This window comes from Clostridium intestinale DSM 6191 (genome assembly GCF_900130055.1).
GTDB lineage: Bacteria > Bacillota > Clostridia > Clostridiales > Clostridiaceae > Clostridium_T > Clostridium_T intestinale.
Map to the genome: position 1 here is coordinate 226,199 of NZ_FQXU01000004.1, position 23,424 is coordinate 249,622.

A 23,424-nucleotide genomic window follows, 5' to 3' on the forward strand; every position below is an offset into this window, starting at 1 on the left:
TACCTCTAAAAATAAGTAAAATTTCCTGTTTTTCTGCTGTGATGTTCAACTACTTTTATTATCTTCAAACATGAAAGGTATAAGATAATTATTATCCCAACTCCTATAACTATGAAGCTTTTTATTTCTTGTATAGAGCTTCCTATTAAAATAACATTTCTTACTCCTTCAATAGCATAAGTTAAAGGAAATATAAGGCTTATCCCCTTTGCCCACATAGGGAAAACTGAGGTTGGTACCTTAACTCCTGAAAATATCTCCATAGGCTCCTCAAGTACTGTAAATAGAAAACCTGAATCCCTTGAAAATAAAAACAAAGAATTTAAAAACATTCCCCACATTACTGCCATCAATAAAGTAATTATAAAAACAATCATCAAACTTAAGTAGTTTACATTTAAAACCTCTCTTTTGAATATCAAAACTCCTAGAGTGAAAATCACCATAAAAACTATGCTTTCAAAAAGAGAAGATAAGGCATTCCCTAGTATTACCCCTTGCCTACTGGCTGGTGAAAGGTAGATTAGCTCTAGTGTCCCACTTATTCTTTCAAAAGAAAAATTCCAAGCAGTTTGAACTAAGCTTCTAAACAGGCTCATGGTCATATATCCCAATACTATAAATACTAACACATTATCTTCATTAAGATAACTTAAATTGCTATTATTTATTTTAAATGGCTTAAAACTGTAATATGAGGTTATGAAGTTTAAAATAGGCCATATAAACAAGGAAATATATATAAACTTACTATGAAAATAATTTAAGTGTTGTTTCTTCATTTCAGCTATAACTACTTTTATAAAACTTCTCATAATTTAAGCTCCTTTCTCAGAAAGCTTAATTATAGTATCTTCAAGTCTTGGTACAATCTCAAAAAATTCCTTTATGATAGCTCCTTTATCTGAACATATTTGTGATATGTTTAAACTTAAATTCTTAGAACTTATAATATGATAGGAGTTATCCTCTTCATAAATCTCAACTGTATTATCATGTCCTAAAAGACTAATTAACATATATCTTTGAAGGGCCTCTATTCTGTTATGAAGAGTCAATCTATATTCAACTTTTTTAAACACTTGTTTTGATAGTTCTTTTGATGTACCTTGTCTTATTATCATCCCTTTATCTAAAACATAAATATAATCAGCAAGTTCTTCAACCTCCTCCATGTAATGAGAGGTTAATAATATTCCTTTACCTTTTTCCTTAGCTAATGACTTAACATGAGTTCTTAATTCCTTTGATACCACTGCATCAAGTCCTAAAGTAGGTTCATCCATAAATATATAGCTTGGATCATTTATTAGTCCTCTTGCTATCTGAAGTCTTTGCTTCATACCTTTTGAAAACTCTTCAACCTTCTTATCCTTATTTTCATAAAGGCCTACTAATTTAAGTAATTCTTCAATTCTCTTTTCTAATATATTATTAGCAATTCCATAAAGCTGTCCATAATACCATAGATTTTCATGAGCCGTAAGTCTCCAGTATATCATTCTCTCACCACCAGCAATCATATTAATTTTATATTTTATTGCTCTTGGATTTTTTACAGCATCTATCCCATCAAGAAAATACTCTCCTGAAGTTGGTGAAAGTAAGGTAGTTAACATCTTTATAGTTGTCGTTTTTCCTGCGCCATTTATACCTAAAAGTCCAATGATTTCTCCTTCTTTTATTTTTATAGAAACATCTTTTACCGCCTCTAACTTAACCTTCTCATTTTTAAATATTCCTTTACTTGTTTTAGTTTCATAAACCTTTTTTAAGTTGTTTGCTTCTATCATATTCATCACCTATCCTTGAATTTTTTCTAATGCTATATATTCTATTTTTCTAAGACTTAAAAATCCTACAAGTATATAAAATGTACCAAGTAAAAAAACATAGATCATGGTACTACTTAGTTCTGATACACCTTTTCCAAGTAAAGCTGATCCTCTTATTAAGTTTGAGGTTTCAGTTACTGGTATTAGTTCTCCTATCCATCTTAAAACCCTTGGTAAATATTCATTAGGAAATGTTATTCCACATAGGAGTAACATGGCAACAAATAAAGTGTTTTGAGAAATATAAGTATCTCTTGTATATAACATTATTGAAGCAAGTACCATGGATAATCCAAAGAAACCATATAAGGCAAGAAGGGCACTTATTGCAAATGATATTAGGTTTATATTAGATAAGTCTAGACCAAAGGGAATAGCAATAATCAAGGAAACTATAACTTCAAAAGTAGTTGTTACTGTCTGCTGAAGCATATTCCCTATAAAATACTCTCCTCTCTTAAAAGGTGTAATCATAAGACTTTCTAAGGTACCCTCCCTTAATTCTGTAATAAGACTTCTGCTTACATTTAAACATGTCCTAACCACATACAAATAAGTTAAAGATCCTAAAATAACGTAGCTCATGTAATCCCCTGTTCCAGTAAACTTAAGAAATTCATCTCCCACAACTCCATTAAAAAGCATTTTATAAATAAGAAGTGCTCCTATTACAGTATAGAAGCCAGTTAAAACATTTCCTATAAAGAAATCTTTAGGGTATGCTCTTATCATTACTATAAAATTTCTTTTAAATGTTGCTTTAAGTACTTTTCCTGTCATTTAATAACCCCCTGTTTTTAATTAACTATTTAGTTAATTAAATCATTAATTCTTTAATGTGGAAGCATTTTAAAGGGTTTGTTTAACTTTGTCAACAAATAATTTCCAATATATCTCTTTTTATCCTTGATGGATTTTACTGGAAGTTGTATTATATAGTTAAGTAATTGGGAGGTTATTAATATGAATGCAGAAATAATTAAAGAGAAATCCTTGAGGAATTTTGATTCAGAAGCAGAGGTTTATGAAAAAAGTTCTGATGGAAAGTTTTGCTCTAGAATTTATCCCTACATATTGGACGAGCTTAATAAAAAAAATAATGAATTAATCTTAGATGTTGGCTGCGGAAATGGAGTAATGTTATCAAAGATGAATGAAAATAACAAACTTCATGGAGTTGACCTTTCAAAAGCTATGATTGATGTTGCTAAAAAGAGGCTTAAAGACAAAGCTGAACTGATTGTAGGTGATGCAGAGTTTTTACTTTGGGAAGATAATTATTTCGACACTATCTTATGTACTTTCTCCTTTCATCATTATCCACGTCCTAAAAAAGTTTTAGATGAAATGTATAGGGTTTTAAAAAAAGGTGGTCGTCTTATACTCGCTGACCCTTGGTTTCCTACTCCGCTTAGGCAGATTACAAACTTCTTTTTAAGGTTTTCTGATAAAGGAGACTTTCATGAGTATTCTCAAAGGGAAATTACGGATCTATTAGAAGCTTCTAATTTCAAACTACAAAGGTTTACTCATCCTACGAATGACACATTTTTGTTAGTTGCTGAGAAGTAAATTAATAAATAACTTTAGTTTTTACCATACAAAAAGGAGCACTTCATAAGCGAAGTGCTCCTTTTAATATATCTTATTAAACGTTGAATAACATGTCTGAGTAAGTTGGTAATGGCCAGAACTCTTTGTCAACTATAGTTTCAAGAGTATCTGCAACTTCTCTTAAAGTATTCATTTGTTCAAATACTTCATATCTGTAGATCATACCTAAATCATAGATATCACCATCAAAGTTGTCTGCTTTTGCAACTACTTCTTCAAGAAGTGCAATGTTTTTGTTTAATGAAGCTGTTAAGCTTGAAACTTCTTTTAATAACTCAGTTTGAACTGAAACATCAGCTCCTATACCAACAGCAGTTATTGTGTTAATTGAAGATGCAAGGCTTGTTGCATACTTAATTACTGAAGGTAATATTTGACGTTTAGCTATTTCAAGTGTAGTTAAAGCTTCTATATTTATAGTTTTGTTATAACCTTCTAAAGTTATTTCATAACGAGATTCTGATTCTACTTTAGTTAAAACTCCATGTTTTTCTAATACAGCTTGGTTCTTTTCAGAAAGTAAAGCTTTAGTAGATTCTACAGTAGATTTAATGTTTGGAAGTCCTCTTTTTGCAGCTTCTTCAACCCATTCATCAGAATATCCATTTCCATTGAATACAACTTTCTTATGAGTTTTAACAAGTTCAGTTAAAAGAACTTTAACTTCTTCTTCTACATCTGTAGATTTTTCAAGTCTATCAGCAACTTCTGATAAAGCTTCAGCAACTATTGTATTTAATACAAAGTTAGGTCCTGAAATTGAAGCTGAAGATGGAGTCATTCTGAACTCAAATTTATTTCCTGTAAATGCAAATGGAGAAGTTCTGTTTCTATCTGTTGCATCTTTTGGAAGTGGTGGTAATGTAGTTACCCCTATTGTTAAATCACTAGCTAATTTTGAGCTTGTAGCTGGTCCATTTTCAATTTGTTCTAAAATATCAGTTAATTGATCTCCTAAGAATATAGAGATTATAGCTGGTGGAGCTTCGTTCGCACCTAGTCTATGATCATTTCCAGCGTTAGCAGCTGATAATCTTAATAGATCTGAATATTCATCAACAGCTTTTATTACAGATGTTAAGAATAAAAGGAATTGTAGGTTTTCGTGTGGAGAATTACCTGGTTCAAGTAAGTTAACTCCATCATCAGTTCCCATTGACCAGTTGTTGTGTTTACCTGATCCATTTACTCCTGCAAATGGTTTTTCATGTAATAGACAAACTAATCCATGTTTTCCTGCAACTTTTTTCATTAATTCCATTGTAAGTTGGTTGTGGTCTGTTGATATATTTGTAGTACTAAATATAGGCGCTAATTCATGTTGAGCTGGCGCAACTTCGTTATGCTTAGTTTTAGCTAAAATTCCAAGCTTCCAAAGTTCTTCATCTAACTCTTTCATGTAATCAGATATTCTTTGTTTTAATGATCCAAAATAATGATCTTCAAGTTCTTGTCCTTTTGAAGGTTTTGCTCCAAATAAAGTTCTTCCAGTTAATATAAGGTCTTTACGAGCATCATACATAGCTTTATCTATTAAGAAATATTCTTGTTCTGGTCCTACTGTAGTAGTAACTTTTGTAGTTGTAGTATTTCCTAATGCCTTTAAAACACGTAGAGCTTGTTTATTTAAAGCCTCCATTGAACGTAGTAATGGAGTTTTCTTATCTAATGCTTCTCCATGGTAAGAACAGAATGCAGTTGGTATACATAAAGAATCATCTTTAATAAATGCTGGTGAAGTACAATCCCATGCAGTATATCCTCTTGCTTCAAAAGTAGCTCTTAATCCACCTGATGGGAATGAAGATGCATCTGGTTCTCCTTTTATTAATTCTTTACCTGAAAATTCTAATATAATCTTTCCATCAGAGGTTGGACTTATAAAAGCATCGTGTTTTTCAGCAGTAATTCCAGTCATTGGTTGGAACCAGTGAGTGAAGTGAGTAGCCCCCTTCTCAACAGCCCAATCTCTCATTGCAGCTGCAACAACATCTGCTACATCTGGTGCAAGAGCGGTTCCCATTTCTATTGTCTTTTTTAAAGCTTTATAAGTTGCTTTTGGAAGACGTTCCTTCATTACACAATCATTAAATACATTTGATGCAAAAATTTCAGTTACTTTACTCATTTAAAAAAATCCCCTTTCGTATTGCACATTACTTGATTTGTTCCTTAAAAGTTTACTTACAAGGATAAAACTTTTCTCTTTAAATACATTTTTTACATTATTTACATATTCACAAAAATAAAAAGCCAAAGAAAAACAATAATTTTCTTTAGCTCCATTGCTAAAATTATATAATTCATATTTTATTCATATACTTATTATTACACTCATCAATAAAACTGCCATAGTTTTATACATATGATGAATTTATTATACTACTATAACAAAGATTGTTCAATATTGAAATTAAATTTTTTTATATATTTCAGCGTTAATATGCTAAAATTTCATATCCATCTTCAGTTACAAGTACCATCACTTCACATTGAGCAGATAAACTTCCGTCTTCAGTATAGAAGGTCCATCCATTTTCCTCATCCATAAATACCTTATCACTGCCTTCATTAACCATAGGTTCTATAGTAAAAATCATGCCTGGAACTAAAAGCATTTCTGTTTTTGCTTTAGAAACATGACTAACCCAAGGATCTTCATGGAACTCTAGTCCAACTCCATGTCCTCCTATTTCTTTTACTACAGTGTATCCATTTTTAAGAGCATGTTCATGTACAGCCTCTCCCATGTCTCCAAGAAAGTTCCATGGTTTTATTTGTTCTAGTCCTTTATTTACACATTCTCTAACCACTCGAACTAATTTTTCAGCTTCTTCATTTACATCTCCAATACAAAACATCCTTGAGGAATCTGAAAAATATCCGTTATATATAGTTGAAGCATCTACATTAATAATATCTCCATTTTTAAGTAGTACATCTTTTGATGGTATTCCATGGCACACTTGATTGTTGATAGAGGTACATACACTCTTAGGAAAACCTTCATATCCAAGTTGTGCTGGTATTCCTCCAAGTTCTTTTGTCTTATCATATATAAGCTGATTAATTTCCTCAGTACTTACCCCTTCTTTTATAAAATCTGCTACCGCATCTAACACAGCTATATTAATCTTTCCACTTTCACGTATTCCATCTATCTGTTTTTGATTTTTGATTATTTCTCTATCTGGTACTATGTGACCTTCATTTCTGTAAGCTTCAATCTTATCATCAAAGGCCTCATGGCACTTTTTATACTTTTTTTCACTTCCACACCAACATAAATCATTTCGTCCTAATTTGTTATTCATGGTACATCCTCCAACATTATCTTTTAGCTATTATTAAACATCCGTATTTTAAGATTTAAAAAAATCTGGTTTCATATATAAATTAAGTGGGATAGATTGCTTTCTATATTTTGATGGAGTTACTCCAAAAGCATCTACAAAAGCTCTTGTAAAGGCTTCTTGAGATGAGTATCCATATTTTATTGCTATATCTAATAGTTTAGTTTTCTCCTCTCTTACTTCAGTAGCAGCAAGACTTAATCTACGTTTTGAGATATATTGTTTAAAAGTAATCCCTATATTTTCGTGAAACTTACTTGAACAATAAAAAGAAGAATATCCAACATGATTAGATAAATCTATTAAACTTGGATTATCCATAATATTATCTTCGACCCAATCAATCATAGTTTCTATGGTTTTTGTAGACATACAATCCACCTCCTTTAACCTTTATTATATCATTTTATATTCTTAAATACTTGATGTTAGTTGCAATAATCACACTATAAAAGAAAGATAGATATTCAAAGCTTTCTTCAAATATCTATCTTATATTCATTTTTATATAATCAGCATAGCTACAATGGTAGTTGCTATTAATCCTATTACTACAGGTTTAAGATTTTTCTTTGCAAGTTCAAAAGCATCAACTTTGCATATAGCAGCTACAGGTATTAAAGCCCAAGGAACTATAGTTCCTCCACCTACCCATATTCCTGCTATTTGGCCTAAAGCTGTTAAAGTTGCTACTCCACCACCTAAAGCTGTAGAGAATATCTTAGAAATTGAACCAACTAAGGATATTCCTGAAAAACCTGATCCATCTAAGCCAGTTATTGCACCTACAACTGTAACCGTACCAGATGAAATAACAGAATTTATTGGAACAGTATTTGCAAGAGCTGCACCTAAATCATTAACTATTCCGTTAGAATTTTCAGGTAGTATATGCCCAAATATTTCTGTAATTGCTACATCTCCAAGATAAAAGAAAGCTGCTATTGGTATTACGACCCCAAATATCTTAAACCCAAACTGAAGTCCCTTAACAAAATTGTCAGTGATTTTATCCAAGGACTCTTTCTTATAGCTTAAGATTGAAACTATACTTAATATAAATACAGCAGTTCCACCTATTAAGGCTGTAGCATCTCCACCTTGCAATTTATAAATATACATTATAACTATATCTATCCCAAAAAGTACTACTATTCCTAAAGCTAAAATTCTTCTAATTGTTTTTGATTCAATAAGCATATTAGGTTTTTCCTCTTCACTATCTAATGCATATTCATCAGATAAATTACCAGCTTTTAAATCCTTTCTTAGAAAATAGAAGGCAGCTACAGTAGTTACTACACCCATAGTTATTGTAAGTGGAATACTTGAATATAAAACATCAGCTACTGGTATACCAGCTGCATCTGCGGTAAGTTTAGGTGCTGCTTGAATAATGTAGTCACTAGATAAGGCTATACCATGTCCAAATAAATTCATGGCAATAGCTACCCCCATAGCAGGAAGCCCCGCCTTCTTAGCTATAGGTAAAAACAAAGCTCCTATAAGAGCTACTGCTGGAGAAGGCCAGAAAAACCAAGATAGGATCATCATAAAAATTCCTATTGCCCAATAAGCAACCCAGTAGTTTTTGATAACCTTTCTAAAAGGTGATACCATTTCATCATTTATTCCAGAATCCATTAAAGTCCCGCTCATGGCTGTTATTATAGATATTATAAAAATTGTGGGCATAAGTTCTTTTGTTGCATAAACAAAACTATTAAATATGCCCATAACAGATTGATACAAAGAACTAGTTCCAACTATACCAAGTATAAAAATACCCAGTATGCATATTAAGGATATATCTTTTTTCTTAATCATAGCTAATATTATTATGATAATAAAAGCTAAATAAATATAATGAATTGGGGTTAATGTTAAGTTAATCATCTCTTCCTCCCATAATCGTTACTATATTGTTAGATTATGTAGGAAATATATCCTTAGTTACCTGTGCTTATGTGGTTACTATTAAATATTTTTTATTAACAAATTTATATCTTCTTCTATTAACATAAAGGTAAAATATGCAATTAAAGTTAAGTTATGATAAAATATTAAATAAAACTATTATTAAAATCCAATTGGGGGTAGAAGCATGAAACTGACTATACTTATAGTAGTATTAATTGTAATAATATTATATGCAGTTTATAGTAATCACAAAAGAAAAGTTGAGATGATGGCCAAGATAAATAGTGAGTTTGGAGAAAAACCTAAAAAATTTCATGAAAATTTCGATATGAGTTTTGTTAAGGCATATTATAAATCTCGTAAAGAAAATGAGAAATCTTGTGATTCAATTGATGAATTAACATGGAACGATCTAGATATGGATAGTGTTTTTAAAAGAACAAATTATACAAGTACAACTTTAGGAGAATCCTATCTCTACTATAAATATAGAGAAGTTTCTTACGATAATGATTACTGGAATACCACAGAAGAACTTATTAAGGCCTTTAATCAAAATAAAGACTTAAGAAATTCTATTAAATTTAATCTTATGAATGTAGGTAAATTAAATGATACTAAACTCATTCACTTCATTTATAAGCCTACCTTCAGTACTATATCAGGTTATTACAAGTATCCTTTGCTTGCAATAGGACTTATACTATCAATCTTAACTTCATTTATAGTTCCCAGCATAGGTGTATTATTAACTGTGTTTTTTGTATGTACTAATATATTATTGTATCAAAGTGCTAAACTTTATTTAGAAGAAAACTTTGATGTCATGATTTATTTATTAAATAACATTAAACTATGTCAGAAATTATCTAAAGTAAAGGATAAAGATTTTGATGGATTTAGAGAAAAGTTAGAAACTTCCTTAAAAAATTTTAAAAAACTTAAAAAGATAAAAAGATATAGCTCTACATTAGATAATTCAAAGAATATAATATTTTCTGATTCTGATATTTTTCTTCAATATATTAAGATGTTTTTCATGGTTGATATCATTGCCTATCAAAATATATCTAAAATATTAAAAGAAAATAAAGAATACCTTTATTTAATTTATGATTTAGTGGCCCAATTAGATTTTGCCTTAAGTATTGTATATTACAGAAAAAGCGTTGATGAATATGTGAATCCAGAATTTGCAGAAGATAACACCATGGAATTAGAAGATATTTATCACCCACTTCTTGATGACCCTATTAAGAATTCAATACATATAGATAAAAACATCATCTTTACAGGGTCTAATGCATCAGGAAAGTCAACCTTTATTAAAGCTGTTGCACTAAACTCTATCATGGCACAAAGCTTAAATACAGCACTCTGTTCTAAGTATAAATGCAGATTTTCTAAAGTTGTGACATCAATGGCAATAAGAGATAACATTCTTGAAGGAGATAGTTATTTTATAGCAGAAATCAAAAGCCTAAAAAGATTGTTAGACTCCTTAAATGGTGCTATACCTATCTTAGCATTTATTGATGAAATACTTAAAGGAACCAACACTATCGAGAGAATATCAGCTTCTGCATCTATATTAAAATATGCTAAAACAACAAATGCACGCATTTTGGTTGCAACTCATGATATTGAACTAACTCAGATGATTGAAAATGGATATGATAACTATCATTTTAGAGAAACTGTTACAGATGATGATATCATATTTGATTACAAACTAAAAAAAGGCCCATCAACAACAAGAAATGCAATAAAGTTATTAAAAACCATGAACTTTAAATCTGATGTTGTAGATGATGCCAACTCTATTTATGATGATTTTGTTAAAAATCAAAAGTGGTCAACAGTTTAAAACTGTTGACCATTTTTTAGCTAATTCAGACTTTTTTTCATAGAAATCCCATCCAAACTAACTTCACCCCAACTTAGTTTAATGCTTTCTCCTCTAATAAATCCATTATTAATCCAAAAATCAAAAACTGATTTATCATAATTAGTTACTACATCTATTTTTATAAATTTACTTTTTTGAGATATCACATATTCTTCAAAAGCTTTAAAAATTAGATTTCCTAAACCTTTGCTTTTTAATGAATCATGTATCATAAGTAGTGATAAATAGGTTTCTTCCCCTAACTTAAAATCCATGATACCTACTATTTTTTGTGATGGGCCTTCTATTATCTTACATGAATAAAATCCTGCCTCTTTCATGTCTTTGATATCATTTATCAACCATTCATGGTCCACTTTATAAGCATCTAGATGTACCATCAAAAAGTTCTTATTAGAATTATAAACATCAACAATTTCATCTAAATCTTTATATTCAACTAAATCTACATAAAAACCATCAACATCAAATAACATATAAATTCCACACTCTACTCCTTAACCCAGTAAGAACTACAATCCTTTGACCGTTCTATAAATCCATACTCAACCATTGCTCTTCTTAAGGTTGCATTATCTTCATATATTCTTTTTAAAACTCTGTTTATTTCTTTTTCAGTATATTTCTTACCTTTAGTGAAATTTTTAGTTATCTCAGAAAGTACGATTATCTTCTTTTTCTCTCTTGCTGGATAAGTTTTGATACCCCCATTTTCATCAAAATAAGCTTTGATAACACTTTCTCTTTCCTTATCTGTGATGTTATATCTATCATCTACAGTAGTTGCTGTTCTATGAGCATCATGTAGAGTTTCTTTATCTAGTTTGTTTACCTTCTTGTTAGTGTTTTCTGTTATACGTTCCATGATGGCTAAAAACAATCTTGCTTGTTTTTCTTTTTCTCTTAATTTATAACGATGATTTCTTATAGTTGATTGAGCAACTCCAAGTTTTACTGATATCTCTTTATCTGTAAGGCCAGAAGCTATTAATGTTAGTAGTTCTCTTTGAACCTCTGATATACCTGTGAAGGCGCTGTTCATTCCTAGCAAATAATCTAAACTTGAACCATGAGCACTTTCTAGATGGAGTTCAGCTGATTTTTTACCATCATACAGAGCTCCATCTATTTCATATATTCTTCCCTTTATGAATTTTTCATTGCATATGATGCAGTTATACCCGTCTTCATCTTCAATAAATCCTTTTTTAACTTCATCAATACTTGCATCCCAAAGTAATTCTATATTTTCTTCTTTCATATTATTTTAACCTTCTCTCATTGTAATCTTATTTATATTTTATGTTTTATTTTTAATTTTGTCTATATATTTATAAACTTTTATTTATTTTGTCTATAATTATCTCTTTCCTAAAAGAAGAATTCTCTTCATTTTTCTAAAGAATATACATATCTCAGTGTAGAAATTAAGATGTTTTCTATGCAATTTTAAATATTTTCTAGCACTTTAGCTTTATTTTTCCTTTATATTAGATTAAAATTATTAGAGTATTGGAAATAAAACTTAGTTAAGAAACCAGTTTTCTTAATTTAAATATACTTATAGGAGATGTTAAACTTATGGCAAATGAAATTAATCCGTCTAACTTTATAAGAAATATAGTTATTGAGGATCTGGAAAATGGTAAACATAAAGAAATAATCACTCGTTTCCCACCAGAACCTAATGGCTACCTACATATAGGTCATGCTAAATCTATACTTTTAAACTTTGGTTTAGCAAAAGAATTCAGAGGAAAAACTCACTTAAGATTTGATGATACTAATCCTGTAAAAGAAGATACTGAATATGTTGAATCAATTAAAGAAGATGTTAAATGGCTAGGTGGAAACTGGGATGAACTTTTCTTTGCTTCTAACTATTTTGATGAAATGTATACTAGAGCTGTTTTATTAATAAAGAAGGGCTTAGCTTATGTTTGTGATTTAACTCCAGAACAAGCTAAAGAATATAGAGGAACATTAACAAAACCAGGTGTTGATAGTCCCTATAGAACTAGATCGGTTGAAGAAAACTTAGATTTATTTGAGAGAATGAAAAAAGGTGAATTCAAAGATGGAGAAAAGGTTCTAAGAGCTAAAATAGATATGACTTCTCCTAATATAAACATGAGAGATCCAATAATCTATAGAATATCTCACTCAACTCACCATAACACAGGTGATAAGTGGTGTTTATACCCAATGTATGACTTTGCTCATCCACTTGAAGATGCTATAGAAGGAATAACTCACTCTATATGTACCTTAGAATTTGAAGATCATAGACCTCTTTATGACTGGGTTGTAAGAGAATGTGAAATGGACTGTACTCCAAGACAAATAGAATTTGCAAGATTAAACATCACAAACACAGTTATGAGTAAAAGAAAACTTAAACAACTAGTTGATGAAAAAGTAGTTGATGGATGGGATGACCCTAGAATGCCTACTATTTCTGGTTTAAGAAGAAGAGGATGTACACCAGAAGCTTTAAAGAACTTCTGCACAGCTATTGGAGTTTCTAAAGCAAATTCCATTGTTGATTCTCAAATGTTAGACTACTTCATAAGAGAAGATTTAATGCTTAAAGCTCCATTAACTATGGGAGTTATAAATCCATTAAAACTAGTAATAACAAACTATCCAGAAAATGAATCAGAAATGATTGAACTTGAAAATAACGCTAAAGATGAGACTCAAGGTAAGAGATTAGTTCCTTTCTCAAAAGAACTATATATTGAAAAAGAAGATTTCATGGAAGTACCTCCAAAGAAATACTTCAGACTTTTCCCTGGGAATGAAGTTAGATTAAAAGGTGCTTACTTTGTAAAATGCACTGATATCATAAAAGATGAAAATGGTGAAGTTGTAGAAGTTCATTGTACCTATGATCCAGAAACTAAGAGTGGCTCTGGTTTCACTGGCAGAAAAGTTAAAGGAACTATTCACTGGGTAGATGTTAAAACTTGCGTCCCTGCTGAATTTAGACTATATGAACCATTAATCTTAGATGATGCACCTGAAAATGAAGGAAAACATTTCTTAGAACAAATAAACCCTAACTCAATGGAAATTTTACAAGGTTTCATAGAACCAACAGCATTTAAAACTGCTAAACCTCAAGATAAATTCCAAATGGTTAGAAACGGATTCTTTAATGTAGATACAAGATACTCAACTGATGAGAAATTAGCATTCAACAGAATAGTATCATTAAAATCATCATTTAAATTAAGCTAATAACAAAGAGGATATACTTATTAAAATAGTATGTCCTCTTATTTTTTGATCCCTTTGCACATGGTCTTCTTTTGGCACTTAGGGCAATATAGACTTTTATAATTCACTCCAGCATTAACACCAAAAACATTTTGCTTTAAGGTTATTTCAAATTCTTGTCCACATTCATCACATAACCATTTGTAGTTAACTGTACTCCAGTACATTAAAATAAAAATTCCTATAAATAATCCAACTACTCCACCTATAAGTAATACGATATTACACACCTCTATCCTGTATGAGCGTTCCAAGGAATCTAATGAGACTTAAAAAGAAGTCTCTACAGAGAAGTAGTGCAGCTCCATTAAATTCCTTTTAACCTCAACACCGTAGCATGTCACTCAGTGACTGCATTAATTCATTAAGATTTCTTTCTCCTAAATCTTTGTAAATACTCTCTCATATTGTCTTTATACATTGCAATAAAAAATAAAAAGATTCCTATAAACCTTAGAGGAAACGCCCTTATAGGTAACACCATCACCACACAAAAAATCATAAAAGCAATCGCTAATATTGTGATATCTTTTCTATTTCCTCTAGTTAATCTATCTTTAATTTCATCCTTTAGTGACACAGTAAGAAACACTATAAGCCCAGCTCCCTTTAAAATATATCTATCATCTGGTAAGTATGCTGCAACAATAAGAATTACAGTGGCAATAACTTGGATTATAACATCTCTTTTATTTTTAATCATTCTCTCACCCCTTAATCTTGTAGAAGTATGGTAGAAAACTCATTAAATTCATTAAAAACTTCACCCTCTTTTTAAATCTCGTTGTTCTTTTTTCTGAATCCTTGTATTGAGTCTTTAATGTTTTCTTTATATATTGCAGCTATAAACAAAAATATACCAAAGAACTGCATGAACATCATCTCACCTGGTAAAATCATTACCGCACTAAAAAACAGAAAAGCCATGACTAAAATTGTAATATCCTTTTTGTTTCCCTTATTGAGAATATCCTTTATTTCATCTTTAGCAATTGCAGTAAATAATATTACATATCCAATTCCCTTAAATCTATACTTATCGTATGGAAGAAAGGTCGTTGCTAAAAATATTAAATAAGCAGCTAACCGAATTGCGAAATCTTTTTGACGTTTAGTCACACCATCACCCCTAATATTAGTTTATTTAAATTTGAGATATCTTTACCATTTTGTAAAAGCACTTATTTTTAAGCTTTACTTATATCATAATTTATCTTTTTTAAATCTTTTAAAGTATATTGTAATATCTTCTTTAAATATTACAAAACTAAATAAAAATACCCCTCCAAGATTCACACTATGAATAGGTACACCTCTATTTGGTAGAAGCGATTTTCAGCTTCAATCTAATCCTTTTGATATAGTGAAGCCGCCTTCGTAGCTTCTACAGTAATAAAGTGTGCATCTTTAAATGGATAGATTTTAATTAAAGCTTTTCCAAATATGTCTTCTTTATTAATATATGGTTCTTGCCATAATCTTGAATCTTTTGAGTCACTTCTGTTATCACCTAAAAAGAAATATTCATCTTCTGGTACTTTAAAAGTTCCTTCATAATTCAAACTATTGTTTTTAACATAATCCTCTTCTATTACTTCTCCATTAACAATTACTGTCCCTTCAGCTATAGAAATACTATCTCCAGGTAATCCAATTACTCTTTTTATTAAATTTTCATTAAGTTCCTTTGAATTAAATACTAATATATCTCCTCTTTTTATCTTGTCATAGTTGTATATCTTTGTTACAAAAAGCTGATCATTTTTGTTTATTGTTGGAATCATAGAGCCACTTGGAACTTTAACTTTAAATATAAGAAACTTGTTTATTAATAATGTTAATACTATTGCAGTTCCTATAGGCAGTACCCATTCTTTTATAGCCTTAATAATTGTATTATCCATATCGTACTCTCCATTTGTGTAATTATATCCATTATACCATGTAATTTCCAAATTGATAACTTAAGTTTCATAGATCATATTTGTTCCATTATTAAAACATGCTAATAATTTGATGGGCCTCCTGATGTACCTTTTATTTTCTTATAACTAAAAGAAGTCTGATATCTAAAATTAATTTAGATATCAGACTTCCATGTATTACTTAAAATTTCTTTAATTTTTCAAACTTTTTACTATATCAATTGATAATCCAGTTTTATTAGCTATTGTTTCATCATCTAATAATCCTATTAGATTTCTTGCAATATCTATTTTCCCTTTTTCTATTCCTTCTCTTATTCCTTCTCTTATTCCTTCTTCTCTTGCACTTTTCTCTCTTGTTAACTGATCCATAATTTCAGCTTGCCTTGCCTCATATGCCATCCTAGCTTCTTTGCTTTTACTTACTCTTTGTAATATTTCATAAGCAGTTTTTATATTTTCATTTCTTTCAGCTAACATTTCCATTCCCTCCTTTGATTTTGCATCAATAAATTCAAGCTAATCTAAGCTTGGGTCATCTACATCCTTCAGACTATCTAATCTTTCAAGCTTTGGAAGTTCTAAGAAGTGAATTTCTAATACATCAGTTAATTTATACAAAGTATCATCTTCAACTATATGAAATCTTGTATGTATTTTATTAAGAGGTATTCTCTCAAAGTCCACAATATTTATAGTTATGCACTTCTTTAATTTATCATATGTATCTCCAGGCATTACTTGACTATTATACATTTTTGACCAGTAGAATAATGTTCTTTCTGCCATAAATTCAGTAGGCAGTATTTGAATTTCTATATCTATCTGCTCGTTATTTCTAGTCTTAACTCTTATATCTAAAACACCTTTTTTGTCTTCTTTAAATTCTCTTAATAATTCAGTGTTTAATAACTCTATTTCCATAAATTCTTCTTTTGGTAAATTCAATACTGCACTCAAAAATGCTGCCAAAACAGATTTATTCTTTTCATCACCGAAAATAAGCTTAAATACAAAATCAACTTTTGGAGACATTATAAAGTCATCATCGTAATTACTGTATTTATTGTTCATAGTTTACTTTCACATCCTTTTATATGGCTATCATTTACTAAAAAAAACTCAAATGTAACCATTGAAAATACTATATCTTCTTATATTTATTATATCATATTTATGTGTTTCAATCATCTCATATAAAAGATTTAATTATGTATAATTATCAGCAAAAATCACATTATTTAATCATAAAAAAATAATAAAGGTTAGGATAGATCTTACATCAATACGTCTAAACGAATTCTAATGAAATACTTGCACATTTTCTATAGCAATATGACTAATTGATAGAAGCGATTATCATCTTCAATCTAATCCTTTTTATGGTATAATATTACTATCTAATATTGGGAGGTTTTGTCTATGAAAGAATCTAATAATGATTTTTCAAAAACCATCAATGACATTGAGGAGTTTAATAAAAAAGTTAATACTCCAGAGTATTTGACTTCTGGGAAACAAACTCTTTTAGTTAAGAATTTAGGTAAATCTAAATTAGGTTTATTAGTATTAGGGATTCTTGGAATTCTCTTTTCTATGATTTCTTTTATCACATCGCTACAAAACAATACCTTTGATATTTTTGAAACTTTTAAAACTCTATTTATATTTTTAATATCATCTCTATTCTTATTTAAAGGAATTAATCTTTATAAAAATAAGTAATTAACTTAGTCCTTTATTAATGAAAACATGTTTAAGTCTTGATGCTTGTCTCTAAAGTAAACATACTTCCTAAGATAACCTTCATGCAGAAAACCTAGTTTCTTAAGCATGTTTTCAGATGTTTCATTTTCTGGATAAACAAGTGCCTCTATTCTTTCAAGGTTCATTTCAGCAAAGCCATATTTTATTATTGATGAAATAGCTTCTTTAGCATATCCCATTCCCCAAAACTCACTATTTAGTTCATACCCTATTTCAGCTCTAAAGTGCCTTTTATTCCAATTATGATAGCCACATGTTCCAATTAACTTGCTTGTACTTTTTAATTCTATTCCCCATCTTATGCCCATATCTACTTCAAAAGACTCTTTGAACTTTTCAATCATAACTTCAACTGTTGAAATATCATTAATTGGATATATTCCATAATACTTCATAACATCTTCTGATGAATATATAGAAAACATCTCTTTTAAATCTTTTTCTGTAATAAGTCTTAGTCTTAGTCGCTCTGTTTCGATTACTGGAAACTCATTGTACATATCCGTATCCCCTATCTTTTAGATATTTTAATTTTTCATACTCACTTTATATAATTAATTCTATTGTACCATAAATTTCCTAAATAATTTTATCTTCATATTTTCATGTTTCATCATAAATGTAATATCATACATATTAAAATACTTCATGATGGACCTTTTTCATATACATGTTAGGCCCATCATTATAATAAGTTCTAGTTATAGATGTTAACTTGCTATTTCGTGCTGAATCTTATTACCACCGTCTTTAATATAGGGGTTTTTATAAAATGAGTATACTAGTTGTCCAGCCATTAAACACCAGATTACTGGTTCGCATATTATAACACCAAAGTAACCCATTTTTCCTATAAGGAAATATACAAACACTATCTTCCCAAAAAATTCAATTATACTAGAGATTAGAGGAACAATCTTTTGACCAATACCTTGAAGAGCATTTCTTAAATTTAGAAGTATACCTAAAATTGCATAAAAAGGTGCATTTATCATTAAGTATAATGACCCATTGTGAATCACCGTGTATTCGCTAGATCCTGATATTGCTCTCATAAGTACTGGTGATAAAAATAATGAAATTACAAAGGCTATGGCTCCCCAAGCTATAGATATTATATTTACATACCTGACAGCTTGCCTTATTCTCTTCACTTTATTTGCCCCTTTATTTTGTGAGACAAATGTTGAAATACTCATTGATAATATACCAATAGGTAAGGTAAGAAAACTACTAAGTTTACGTGCAGCAACATGACCTGCAATAATAAGATATCCAAATCCATTAATTGCAGTTTGAAGAATAACTGTCCCAGTTGACACTATAAGAAGCATAATTCCCATGGATAAACCTTGTCCAGCTAGATCCATATATAACTCCTTATCGAATTTAAAATGCTCTTTCTTTGGAATAAGTATTTTACATTTATAAAATATATAGACAATACATAAAAGTGCTGATATTCCTTGAGCTATAACTGTTGCAACTGCTGCTCCCCTTATTCCCATGCTAAATTTAGTAATAAAAAGAATATCTAATATGACATTTAATACTGATGATATTATAAGAAATACCAAGGGCATGAAACTGTTTCCAATAGCTCTTAAAAAACCTGCACACAGATTATAAACAAAGGTAACCCCAACAAAAATTGTAACAGTATAAACATAAGAATAAGCTTCATTTATAATGTTTTCTGGAGTATGCAATAGTTGTAATAGAGGAAATAAAAATAATTTAACTATAATCATAATAAATATAGTAATTACTCCTCCTATAACAATGGAAGAAGCTACTGATTTTTTTACTAACTCTTCATCTTTTGCACCATAACTACGGGCTGTTACTATACTAAGTCCATTGCCTATACCTAACGCAAACCCGATTAACATCTCATATATAGCTGTGCTAGATCCTATTGCAGCTAAGGATGTATCCCCTAAAAAATTTCCTACAATCATTATATCTGCCATATTATATAGTTGTTGAAATATACTTGATATAAACAGTGGAATTGTAAATATAATTAACGACTTAAGTATTTTTCCATTTAATAAGTCTACTTTTGTATTAAACATATATCCTCCTTATAAATTAAAATTCTATTTAATTATACACCCCCTACAATACTTTGTGGTTTCAAATTTTAAAACTATTGTATATACTTTTAATCTAATTGTATTTCTTTTTTATGATGGGCCTTTTAATGTACCTCTTAGGCCCATCATGACAAGAAAATCCTAACATCTAGCTTCTCTAAGATATTAGGATTTCAATAGATTATTAATTTTTTAAAACTTTTACTACACTAACTGATAGATAAGGTTTAACAGGATATATTAAAATTCAGTTACTTCTGTATTGTAAGATTGTTGCTTCAGTAACTCCCATTGATATTTAAATTCTTCTGGTTTCTTCTTAAATAAAGCACGAAGTTCATCTGAGTAGCCAACAAAAACAGGTGTTCTGTGAGATATAGCATCAATAATATCATTAGCTCTTTCAACACCTTTTGAAGCAAACCCAGGTACTGCAATCCTATATTTTCTATTATCTGAAAAAACTAGTTCCAAACTAGTAACCATATTGATTTTTACAAAAAAGAAAAATCTATATGTAACTCTATGTACATACACCCACATTAACTCCTTTAATGGAAGCGTTAAAACAACATGTTTGCTATCTACTATAATGTAGTTTTGGGTTAAAGTAAAAGGGTTAAGCTTAAATGTTTGAGAACTATTAATGTCCATATCAATACTTGAGTAAGCATTATCCAAATTACCATTAAAGTAATTCAAAAGACTTTTTTGAGCCCTTCTGTTGATTATAAATATTTTTCCATACAATATTGAAAATATAAAAATAAATATAACAGCAAGTCCTATAAACATATAAAGAGATTCTACAGGATAGGACTGTTCAAGATAATTAGGTAATACTATTGAATTAAATTCATCATAAGTTAACCCATCTTCTATTAAAACATTTTTTAGTGTTCTAAATGTATTAGGGTCAAAAGTACGTATATTCCCACTCACCACATAATGAGAAACTTCTCCATTAACAACTTTTTCAATATCTTCTTTTTTTACAGATACCGGAAGAATTTTATCTTCAATGTTAACTCCTAAAAAATAGTCTGTAACATTATCAAATGTACTTTGATCTTTGGAGTTAAACATAGCAACATTCATATCATATATTTCACTAGACTCTATTTTTACATAGTAATCATTAGATTTAGCGTTATAATAATCAGATAATGTATTTATTATAAATGGGTTATCTTTCTTATCATTATATTCGTATACTCCATAACCAATTAACAGAAATAAAATCAGAGAAAAAATTGCTACCCCTAGAAATCTGCCACGCCTCCATTTCTTGTTCATTTTAAAAACATAAGAATCATTCATTAAATTAGTCCCCCTAAGTTTGTTTATTAATAATTTATACATATTTTATATCGACGCATTAATTAAAGTCTTTACACATTTACAAGAAACCGGAAAATTATTATATATGTAAATAAAGATAATATAGAGAGGTATATTAATGTCATGATGGGCCTTTTTCATGTACCTCTTAGGCCCATCATGATAAGAAAATTGATTATCACTTTGCAGGATTTTCACTTAATTGACTTTCATGTTTTTCAAAGAAATCAACTCTAGGCATCAAATATTTTAACCTATGCTCTTTATCAATAAAGCTATATATAGGTTCAAATATAAAATCCCAATTCCAAAGCTTTTTATCAACATTTAGATAATCTCTTGCTTTTTCACATCCAGTTGGAGCTATAGGATGAAGTAAGGTTATGATTGTTCTTACAGCATGAAAGCTGTCTATGAGAACTTGTTTTCTTAATACATCATCATTTTCGCTTTCTGCTTTTTTCATGTTACTTACCCAGTACTTATTCATTTTTCTTATATAACTATCAAGAACATAAATCACACTGTGAAATTCATGATTGTACATGTTGTTTTCATAGTTTATGATGGACTCTTTAGCTTCTTCTAAGATTTCTTCACTTATTTCTCCTACTGGTATTTCTGAATCATAGTACTTTTGAGAAGTGTAGAAACATGATCTAACAAGTCTGTTAAATACATTAGTAAGAAGATTTCCATCTTTTAATACTGGATCTGCTCCTTGTTTCTCTTCTTCACTCATAAATACTTGAGGAGTAAAGCTGGCACTTTTTCTTGATAGACCTAAACTTAGAAAATGCATTCTTAATTGTTCTGGAGTGTAGAAATTTAATAAATCTCTTGCCATAGGTGGCTTAACTTTACCACTGCTGCTAGCTTTCTTATCCATAAACAATAGATGATTATTTGCAATCAAGTGTGGAATGTTGATGTTTTCGAAGTCTACCTTGTTATCATAGTTTATTCCTGTAAGTGCCATGAAAAGGCCCATTTCAGCAACACCATAAAAATAGATATTATCTTCTCCCATGAATTGATACACCTTTGATTCTTTTGAATTCCAGAAATTCTTCCACTCATCTTTGTCTTTTCCTATTGATTCTAGATAGGCCTTAGTAAATGATATTGGGGCCCATAAAGATTCTGGCCATACCCAAAAAGTAAGATTTTTAAGTTCTTCCTTATCTGGCACCTCTATACCCCATTCAACATTTCCTGATAATCTAAATGGAACTAAAGTTTTTCCTGTTCTAAATCTAATACCCATCTTATCAAACACTTCTCTTGCTTTATCTCTATCTTCTAAGTTTTTAAATATGAAAGAGATGGAAGCTTTCTTAGAATCATCTTCAACTGTATGAGCTGGAAGTTTTTCATCTAAATCTGTTATTTCTTCAAGTTGCTTACGTTTTACATATATGATTGGTGGCTTTAAAAATTCCTCAATAGTATTTAAGACATATTTTCTCCAGTTTGATGTTTTTCTTAAATGCTCTACACCATCACTTAATAGGTTCATGTATTTATCTAATTCAAAATACCAATTAGCTACATCTACAAGTTCAGGTGTTTTACCTGATAATATGCTCTTAGGGTCAATTAACTCATTAGGCATATATTGATGTCCTAAATCACATTCATCTGCATAACCTTTTTCAGAACTGCATCCTTCTATAGGACATTTACCTATTACTTGCCTTCCATTTAATAAGGCTTTAAAATCAGGATCATAAAATTGTGGTGATGATAATTTAATTAGATATCCATTATCATATAAATTATTAAATATTTCTTTTGATAATTCCTTGTGTATTTCTCCTGCTCTTCCGAGTGAAGAACCAGCATACAAACTTGGATTTATTTCATATTTATCTAATACCTCTTTTTGTTTTTCATGATTCTCAAGAACATACTCTTCTAATGTCTTATTATAAGAACCTTCATCTACAAGTTTTTTGTAACTTGCAAGTATTGGAGAACCATAACAATCTGTTCCTGATACAAATATTACATTTTCCTCACCTATTCTATCCTTCAAAAACCTTGAGAAAGTATCTGCATGCACAAATACACCGCCTACATGACCAAAGTGTAAATCTTTATTACCATATGGCATTCCAGAAGTTATAACTGCTCTTTGGGGAAAGACAGGTCTTTCTAATTTTCTTTTTTCCATAATATTCACTCCTTAAAAATCTGTATTTAATGAAAAAAATCGCCCCTACACAAACAATGTGTAGGGGCGAATTATATATCGCGTTACCACCCTAATTCATTAACATGTCACCATATTAATCTTATCAAGTACAATTATACTCTAGTTCTGTAACGTGAACAAACGTCATAGCATCATCTACTTAAATATAGAATCCGTATGAG

The 23,424-nt window shown here is 29.8% G+C and carries 23 protein-coding genes and 1 other annotated feature (1 of these 24 running past the window's edge); of the genes, 4 read left to right on the top strand and 19 right to left on the bottom strand.

Annotated elements, in window-relative coordinates:
- Nucleotides 1–5: 5 nt before the first annotated feature.
- Genes BUA92_RS04890 through BUA92_RS04900 form a run of 3 tightly spaced genes read right to left on the bottom strand, consistent with a single transcriptional unit; the run spans nt 6 to nt 2,615 of the window.
- Nucleotides 6–815 carry an ABC transporter permease gene (locus tag BUA92_RS04890; protein ID WP_073017325.1) on the bottom strand — a complete coding sequence of 270 codons (810 nt, stop codon included), beginning with the start codon at nt 813–815 and terminating at the stop codon, nt 6–8.
- A gap of 3 nt (nt 816–818) precedes the next feature.
- Nucleotides 819–1,793: an ABC transporter ATP-binding protein gene (locus tag BUA92_RS04895; protein WP_073017327.1), complete on the bottom strand. Its 975-nt coding sequence runs from the start codon at nt 1,791–1,793 to the stop codon at nt 819–821.
- A 9-nt stretch (nt 1,794–1,802) separates the two neighbouring features.
- Entirely contained in the window at nt 1,803–2,615 is an 813-nt protein-coding gene (locus BUA92_RS04900; protein ID WP_073017330.1) for an ABC transporter permease, read from the bottom strand.
- A gap of 183 nt (nt 2,616–2,798) precedes the next feature.
- On the opposite strand from BUA92_RS04900, the gene BUA92_RS04905 reads away from it, so the two are divergent.
- On the top strand, nt 2,799–3,407 hold the full coding sequence (locus BUA92_RS04905; protein WP_073017332.1) for a class I SAM-dependent methyltransferase: 609 nt from the start codon (nt 2,799–2,801) through the stop codon (nt 3,405–3,407).
- Between the two features lie 76 nt (nt 3,408–3,483).
- On the opposite strand, the gene BUA92_RS04910 is transcribed toward BUA92_RS04905, so the two are convergent.
- The 4 genes from BUA92_RS04910 to BUA92_RS04925 form a co-directional block, all read right to left on the bottom strand.
- A complete protein-coding gene (locus tag BUA92_RS04910; protein WP_073017335.1) occupies nt 3,484–5,577 on the bottom strand; it encodes a glutamine synthetase III family protein in 2,094 nt (697 codons plus the stop codon).
- Between the two features lie 310 nt (nt 5,578–5,887).
- The gene (locus BUA92_RS04915; protein ID WP_073017337.1) at nt 5,888–6,763 is read right to left on the bottom strand and encodes a methionyl aminopeptidase; all 876 of its coding nucleotides are present in this window, start codon (nt 6,761–6,763) and stop codon (nt 5,888–5,890) included.
- A 48-nt stretch (nt 6,764–6,811) separates the two neighbouring features.
- Nucleotides 6,812–7,174 carry a helix-turn-helix domain-containing protein gene (locus tag BUA92_RS04920; protein ID WP_073017339.1) on the bottom strand — a complete coding sequence of 121 codons (363 nt, stop codon included), beginning with the start codon at nt 7,172–7,174 and terminating at the stop codon, nt 6,812–6,814.
- Nucleotides 7,175–7,306: 132 nt separating this feature from the next.
- Complete coding sequence (locus BUA92_RS04925) at nt 7,307–8,698, bottom strand: hypothetical protein (RefSeq protein WP_175550856.1); 1,392 nt, start codon at nt 8,696–8,698, stop codon at nt 7,307–7,309.
- Between the two features lie 208 nt (nt 8,699–8,906).
- Here BUA92_RS04925 and BUA92_RS04930 point away from each other — a divergent pair, with 208 nt between their 5' ends.
- Nucleotides 8,907–10,589, top strand: a complete 1,683-nt coding sequence (locus BUA92_RS04930; protein WP_073017341.1) for a MutS-related protein — start codon at nt 8,907–8,909, stop codon at nt 10,587–10,589.
- Between the two features lie 20 nt (nt 10,590–10,609).
- On the opposite strand, the gene BUA92_RS04935 is transcribed toward BUA92_RS04930, so the two are convergent.
- The gene (locus tag BUA92_RS04935; protein ID WP_073017343.1) at nt 10,610–11,107 is read right to left on the bottom strand and encodes a hypothetical protein; all 498 of its coding nucleotides are present in this window, start codon (nt 11,105–11,107) and stop codon (nt 10,610–10,612) included.
- 14 nt (nt 11,108–11,121) lie between these two features.
- The gene (locus tag BUA92_RS04940) at nt 11,122–11,892 is read right to left on the bottom strand and encodes a DUF2087 domain-containing protein (RefSeq protein ID WP_073017345.1); all 771 of its coding nucleotides are present in this window, start codon (nt 11,890–11,892) and stop codon (nt 11,122–11,124) included.
- Nucleotides 11,893–12,212: 320 nt separating this feature from the next.
- Here BUA92_RS04940 and BUA92_RS04945 point away from each other — a divergent pair, with 320 nt between their 5' ends.
- Nucleotides 12,213–13,874, top strand: a complete 1,662-nt coding sequence (locus tag BUA92_RS04945; RefSeq protein WP_073017347.1) for a glutamine--tRNA ligase/YqeY domain fusion protein — start codon at nt 12,213–12,215, stop codon at nt 13,872–13,874.
- 38 nt (nt 13,875–13,912) lie between these two features.
- On the opposite strand, the gene BUA92_RS04950 is transcribed toward BUA92_RS04945, so the two are convergent.
- From BUA92_RS04950 to BUA92_RS23830, 6 genes are all read right to left on the bottom strand, one after another.
- On the bottom strand, nt 13,913–14,080 hold the full coding sequence (locus BUA92_RS04950) for a hypothetical protein (protein ID WP_207650335.1): 168 nt from the start codon (nt 14,078–14,080) through the stop codon (nt 13,913–13,915).
- Nucleotides 14,081–14,277: 197 nt separating this feature from the next.
- Nucleotides 14,278–14,616, bottom strand: coding sequence for a hypothetical protein (locus BUA92_RS04955; protein ID WP_073017351.1), 339 nt, complete (start codon nt 14,614–14,616; stop codon nt 14,278–14,280).
- 71 nt (nt 14,617–14,687) lie between these two features.
- On the bottom strand, nt 14,688–15,032 hold the full coding sequence (locus BUA92_RS04960) for a hypothetical protein (RefSeq protein ID WP_073017353.1): 345 nt from the start codon (nt 15,030–15,032) through the stop codon (nt 14,688–14,690).
- A gap of 227 nt (nt 15,033–15,259) precedes the next feature.
- Nucleotides 15,260–15,817 carry a signal peptidase I gene (gene lepB / locus BUA92_RS04965; protein ID WP_073017355.1) on the bottom strand — a complete coding sequence of 186 codons (558 nt, stop codon included), beginning with the start codon at nt 15,815–15,817 and terminating at the stop codon, nt 15,260–15,262.
- Nucleotides 15,818–16,030: 213 nt separating this feature from the next.
- Nucleotides 16,031–16,318, bottom strand: coding sequence for an RpnC/YadD family protein (locus tag BUA92_RS23825; RefSeq protein ID WP_341411413.1), 288 nt, complete (start codon nt 16,316–16,318; stop codon nt 16,031–16,033).
- A gap of 39 nt (nt 16,319–16,357) precedes the next feature.
- Nucleotides 16,358–16,912 (bottom strand): Rpn family recombination-promoting nuclease/putative transposase, encoded by a 555-nt coding sequence (locus BUA92_RS23830; protein WP_341411415.1) that lies wholly within the window; start codon nt 16,910–16,912, stop codon nt 16,358–16,360.
- Between the two features lie 348 nt (nt 16,913–17,260).
- Between BUA92_RS23830 and BUA92_RS04975 the strand changes: the two genes are divergently transcribed.
- Nucleotides 17,261–17,563 (top strand): hypothetical protein, encoded by a 303-nt coding sequence (locus tag BUA92_RS04975; protein ID WP_073017358.1) that lies wholly within the window; start codon nt 17,261–17,263, stop codon nt 17,561–17,563.
- A gap of 5 nt (nt 17,564–17,568) precedes the next feature.
- Here the strand turns inward: BUA92_RS04975 and BUA92_RS04980 are convergent, their stop codons facing one another.
- The 4 genes from BUA92_RS04980 to BUA92_RS04995 all read right to left on the bottom strand — a co-directional run bounded on the left by BUA92_RS04980 (nt 17,569) and on the right by BUA92_RS04995 (nt 23,221).
- Nucleotides 17,569–18,105: a GNAT family N-acetyltransferase gene (locus tag BUA92_RS04980; RefSeq protein ID WP_073017360.1), complete on the bottom strand. Its 537-nt coding sequence runs from the start codon at nt 18,103–18,105 to the stop codon at nt 17,569–17,571.
- 210 nt (nt 18,106–18,315) lie between these two features.
- Complete coding sequence (locus BUA92_RS04985; protein ID WP_073017362.1) at nt 18,316–19,683, bottom strand: MATE family efflux transporter; 1,368 nt, start codon at nt 19,681–19,683, stop codon at nt 18,316–18,318.
- Between the two features lie 261 nt (nt 19,684–19,944).
- Complete coding sequence (locus BUA92_RS04990; RefSeq protein ID WP_073017364.1) at nt 19,945–21,024, bottom strand: hypothetical protein; 1,080 nt, start codon at nt 21,022–21,024, stop codon at nt 19,945–19,947.
- A 199-nt stretch (nt 21,025–21,223) separates the two neighbouring features.
- Nucleotides 21,224–23,221 (bottom strand): methionine--tRNA ligase, encoded by a 1,998-nt coding sequence (locus BUA92_RS04995; RefSeq protein ID WP_073017367.1) that lies wholly within the window; start codon nt 23,219–23,221, stop codon nt 21,224–21,226.
- Nucleotides 23,222–23,280: 59 nt separating this feature from the next.
- Nucleotides 23,281–23,424: a binding site (T-box leader), on the bottom strand (it continues 101 nt past the right edge of the window).

Coding starts and splice junctions, on each gene's coding strand:
- BUA92_RS04890 (WP_073017325.1), bottom strand. CDS start 815: ATGAGAAGTTTTATAAAAGTAGTTATAGCTGAAATGAAGAAACAACAC.
- BUA92_RS04895 (WP_073017327.1), bottom strand. CDS start 1,793: ATGATAGAAGCAAACAACTTAAAAAAGGTTTATGAAACTAAAACAAGT.
- BUA92_RS04900 (WP_073017330.1), bottom strand. CDS start 2,615: ATGACAGGAAAAGTACTTAAAGCAACATTTAAAAGAAATTTTATAGTA.
- BUA92_RS04905 (WP_073017332.1), top strand. CDS start 2,799: ATGAATGCAGAAATAATTAAAGAGAAATCCTTGAGGAATTTTGATTCA.
- BUA92_RS04910 (WP_073017335.1), bottom strand. CDS start 5,577: ATGAGTAAAGTAACTGAAATTTTTGCATCAAATGTATTTAATGATTGT.
- BUA92_RS04915 (WP_073017337.1), bottom strand. CDS start 6,763: ATGAATAACAAATTAGGACGAAATGATTTATGTTGGTGTGGAAGTGAA.
- BUA92_RS04920 (WP_073017339.1), bottom strand. CDS start 7,174: ATGTCTACAAAAACCATAGAAACTATGATTGATTGGGTCGAAGATAAT.
- BUA92_RS04925 (WP_175550856.1), bottom strand. CDS start 8,698: ATGATTAACTTAACATTAACCCCAATTCATTATATTTATTTAGCTTTT.
- BUA92_RS04930 (WP_073017341.1), top strand. CDS start 8,907: ATGAAACTGACTATACTTATAGTAGTATTAATTGTAATAATATTATAT.
- BUA92_RS04935 (WP_073017343.1), bottom strand. CDS start 11,107: ATGTTATTTGATGTTGATGGTTTTTATGTAGATTTAGTTGAATATAAA.
- BUA92_RS04940 (WP_073017345.1), bottom strand. CDS start 11,892: ATGAAAGAAGAAAATATAGAATTACTTTGGGATGCAAGTATTGATGAA.
- BUA92_RS04945 (WP_073017347.1), top strand. CDS start 12,213: ATGGCAAATGAAATTAATCCGTCTAACTTTATAAGAAATATAGTTATT.
- BUA92_RS04950 (WP_207650335.1), bottom strand. CDS start 14,080: ATGTACTGGAGTACAGTTAACTACAAATGGTTATGTGATGAATGTGGA.
- BUA92_RS04955 (WP_073017351.1), bottom strand. CDS start 14,616: ATGATTAAAAATAAAAGAGATGTTATAATCCAAGTTATTGCCACTGTA.
- lepB (WP_073017355.1), bottom strand. CDS start 15,817: ATGGATAATACAATTATTAAGGCTATAAAAGAATGGGTACTGCCTATA.
- BUA92_RS23825 (WP_341411413.1), bottom strand. CDS start 16,318: ATGTTAGCTGAAAGAAATGAAAATATAAAAACTGCTTATGAAATATTA.
- BUA92_RS23830 (WP_341411415.1), bottom strand. CDS start 16,912: ATGAACAATAAATACAGTAATTACGATGATGACTTTATAATGTCTCCA.
- BUA92_RS04975 (WP_073017358.1), top strand. CDS start 17,261: ATGAAAGAATCTAATAATGATTTTTCAAAAACCATCAATGACATTGAG.
- BUA92_RS04980 (WP_073017360.1), bottom strand. CDS start 18,105: ATGTACAATGAGTTTCCAGTAATCGAAACAGAGCGACTAAGACTAAGA.
- BUA92_RS04985 (WP_073017362.1), bottom strand. CDS start 19,683: ATGTTTAATACAAAAGTAGACTTATTAAATGGAAAAATACTTAAGTCG.
- BUA92_RS04990 (WP_073017364.1), bottom strand. CDS start 21,024: ATGAATGATTCTTATGTTTTTAAAATGAACAAGAAATGGAGGCGTGGC.
- BUA92_RS04995 (WP_073017367.1), bottom strand. CDS start 23,221: ATGGAAAAAAGAAAATTAGAAAGACCTGTCTTTCCCCAAAGAGCAGTT.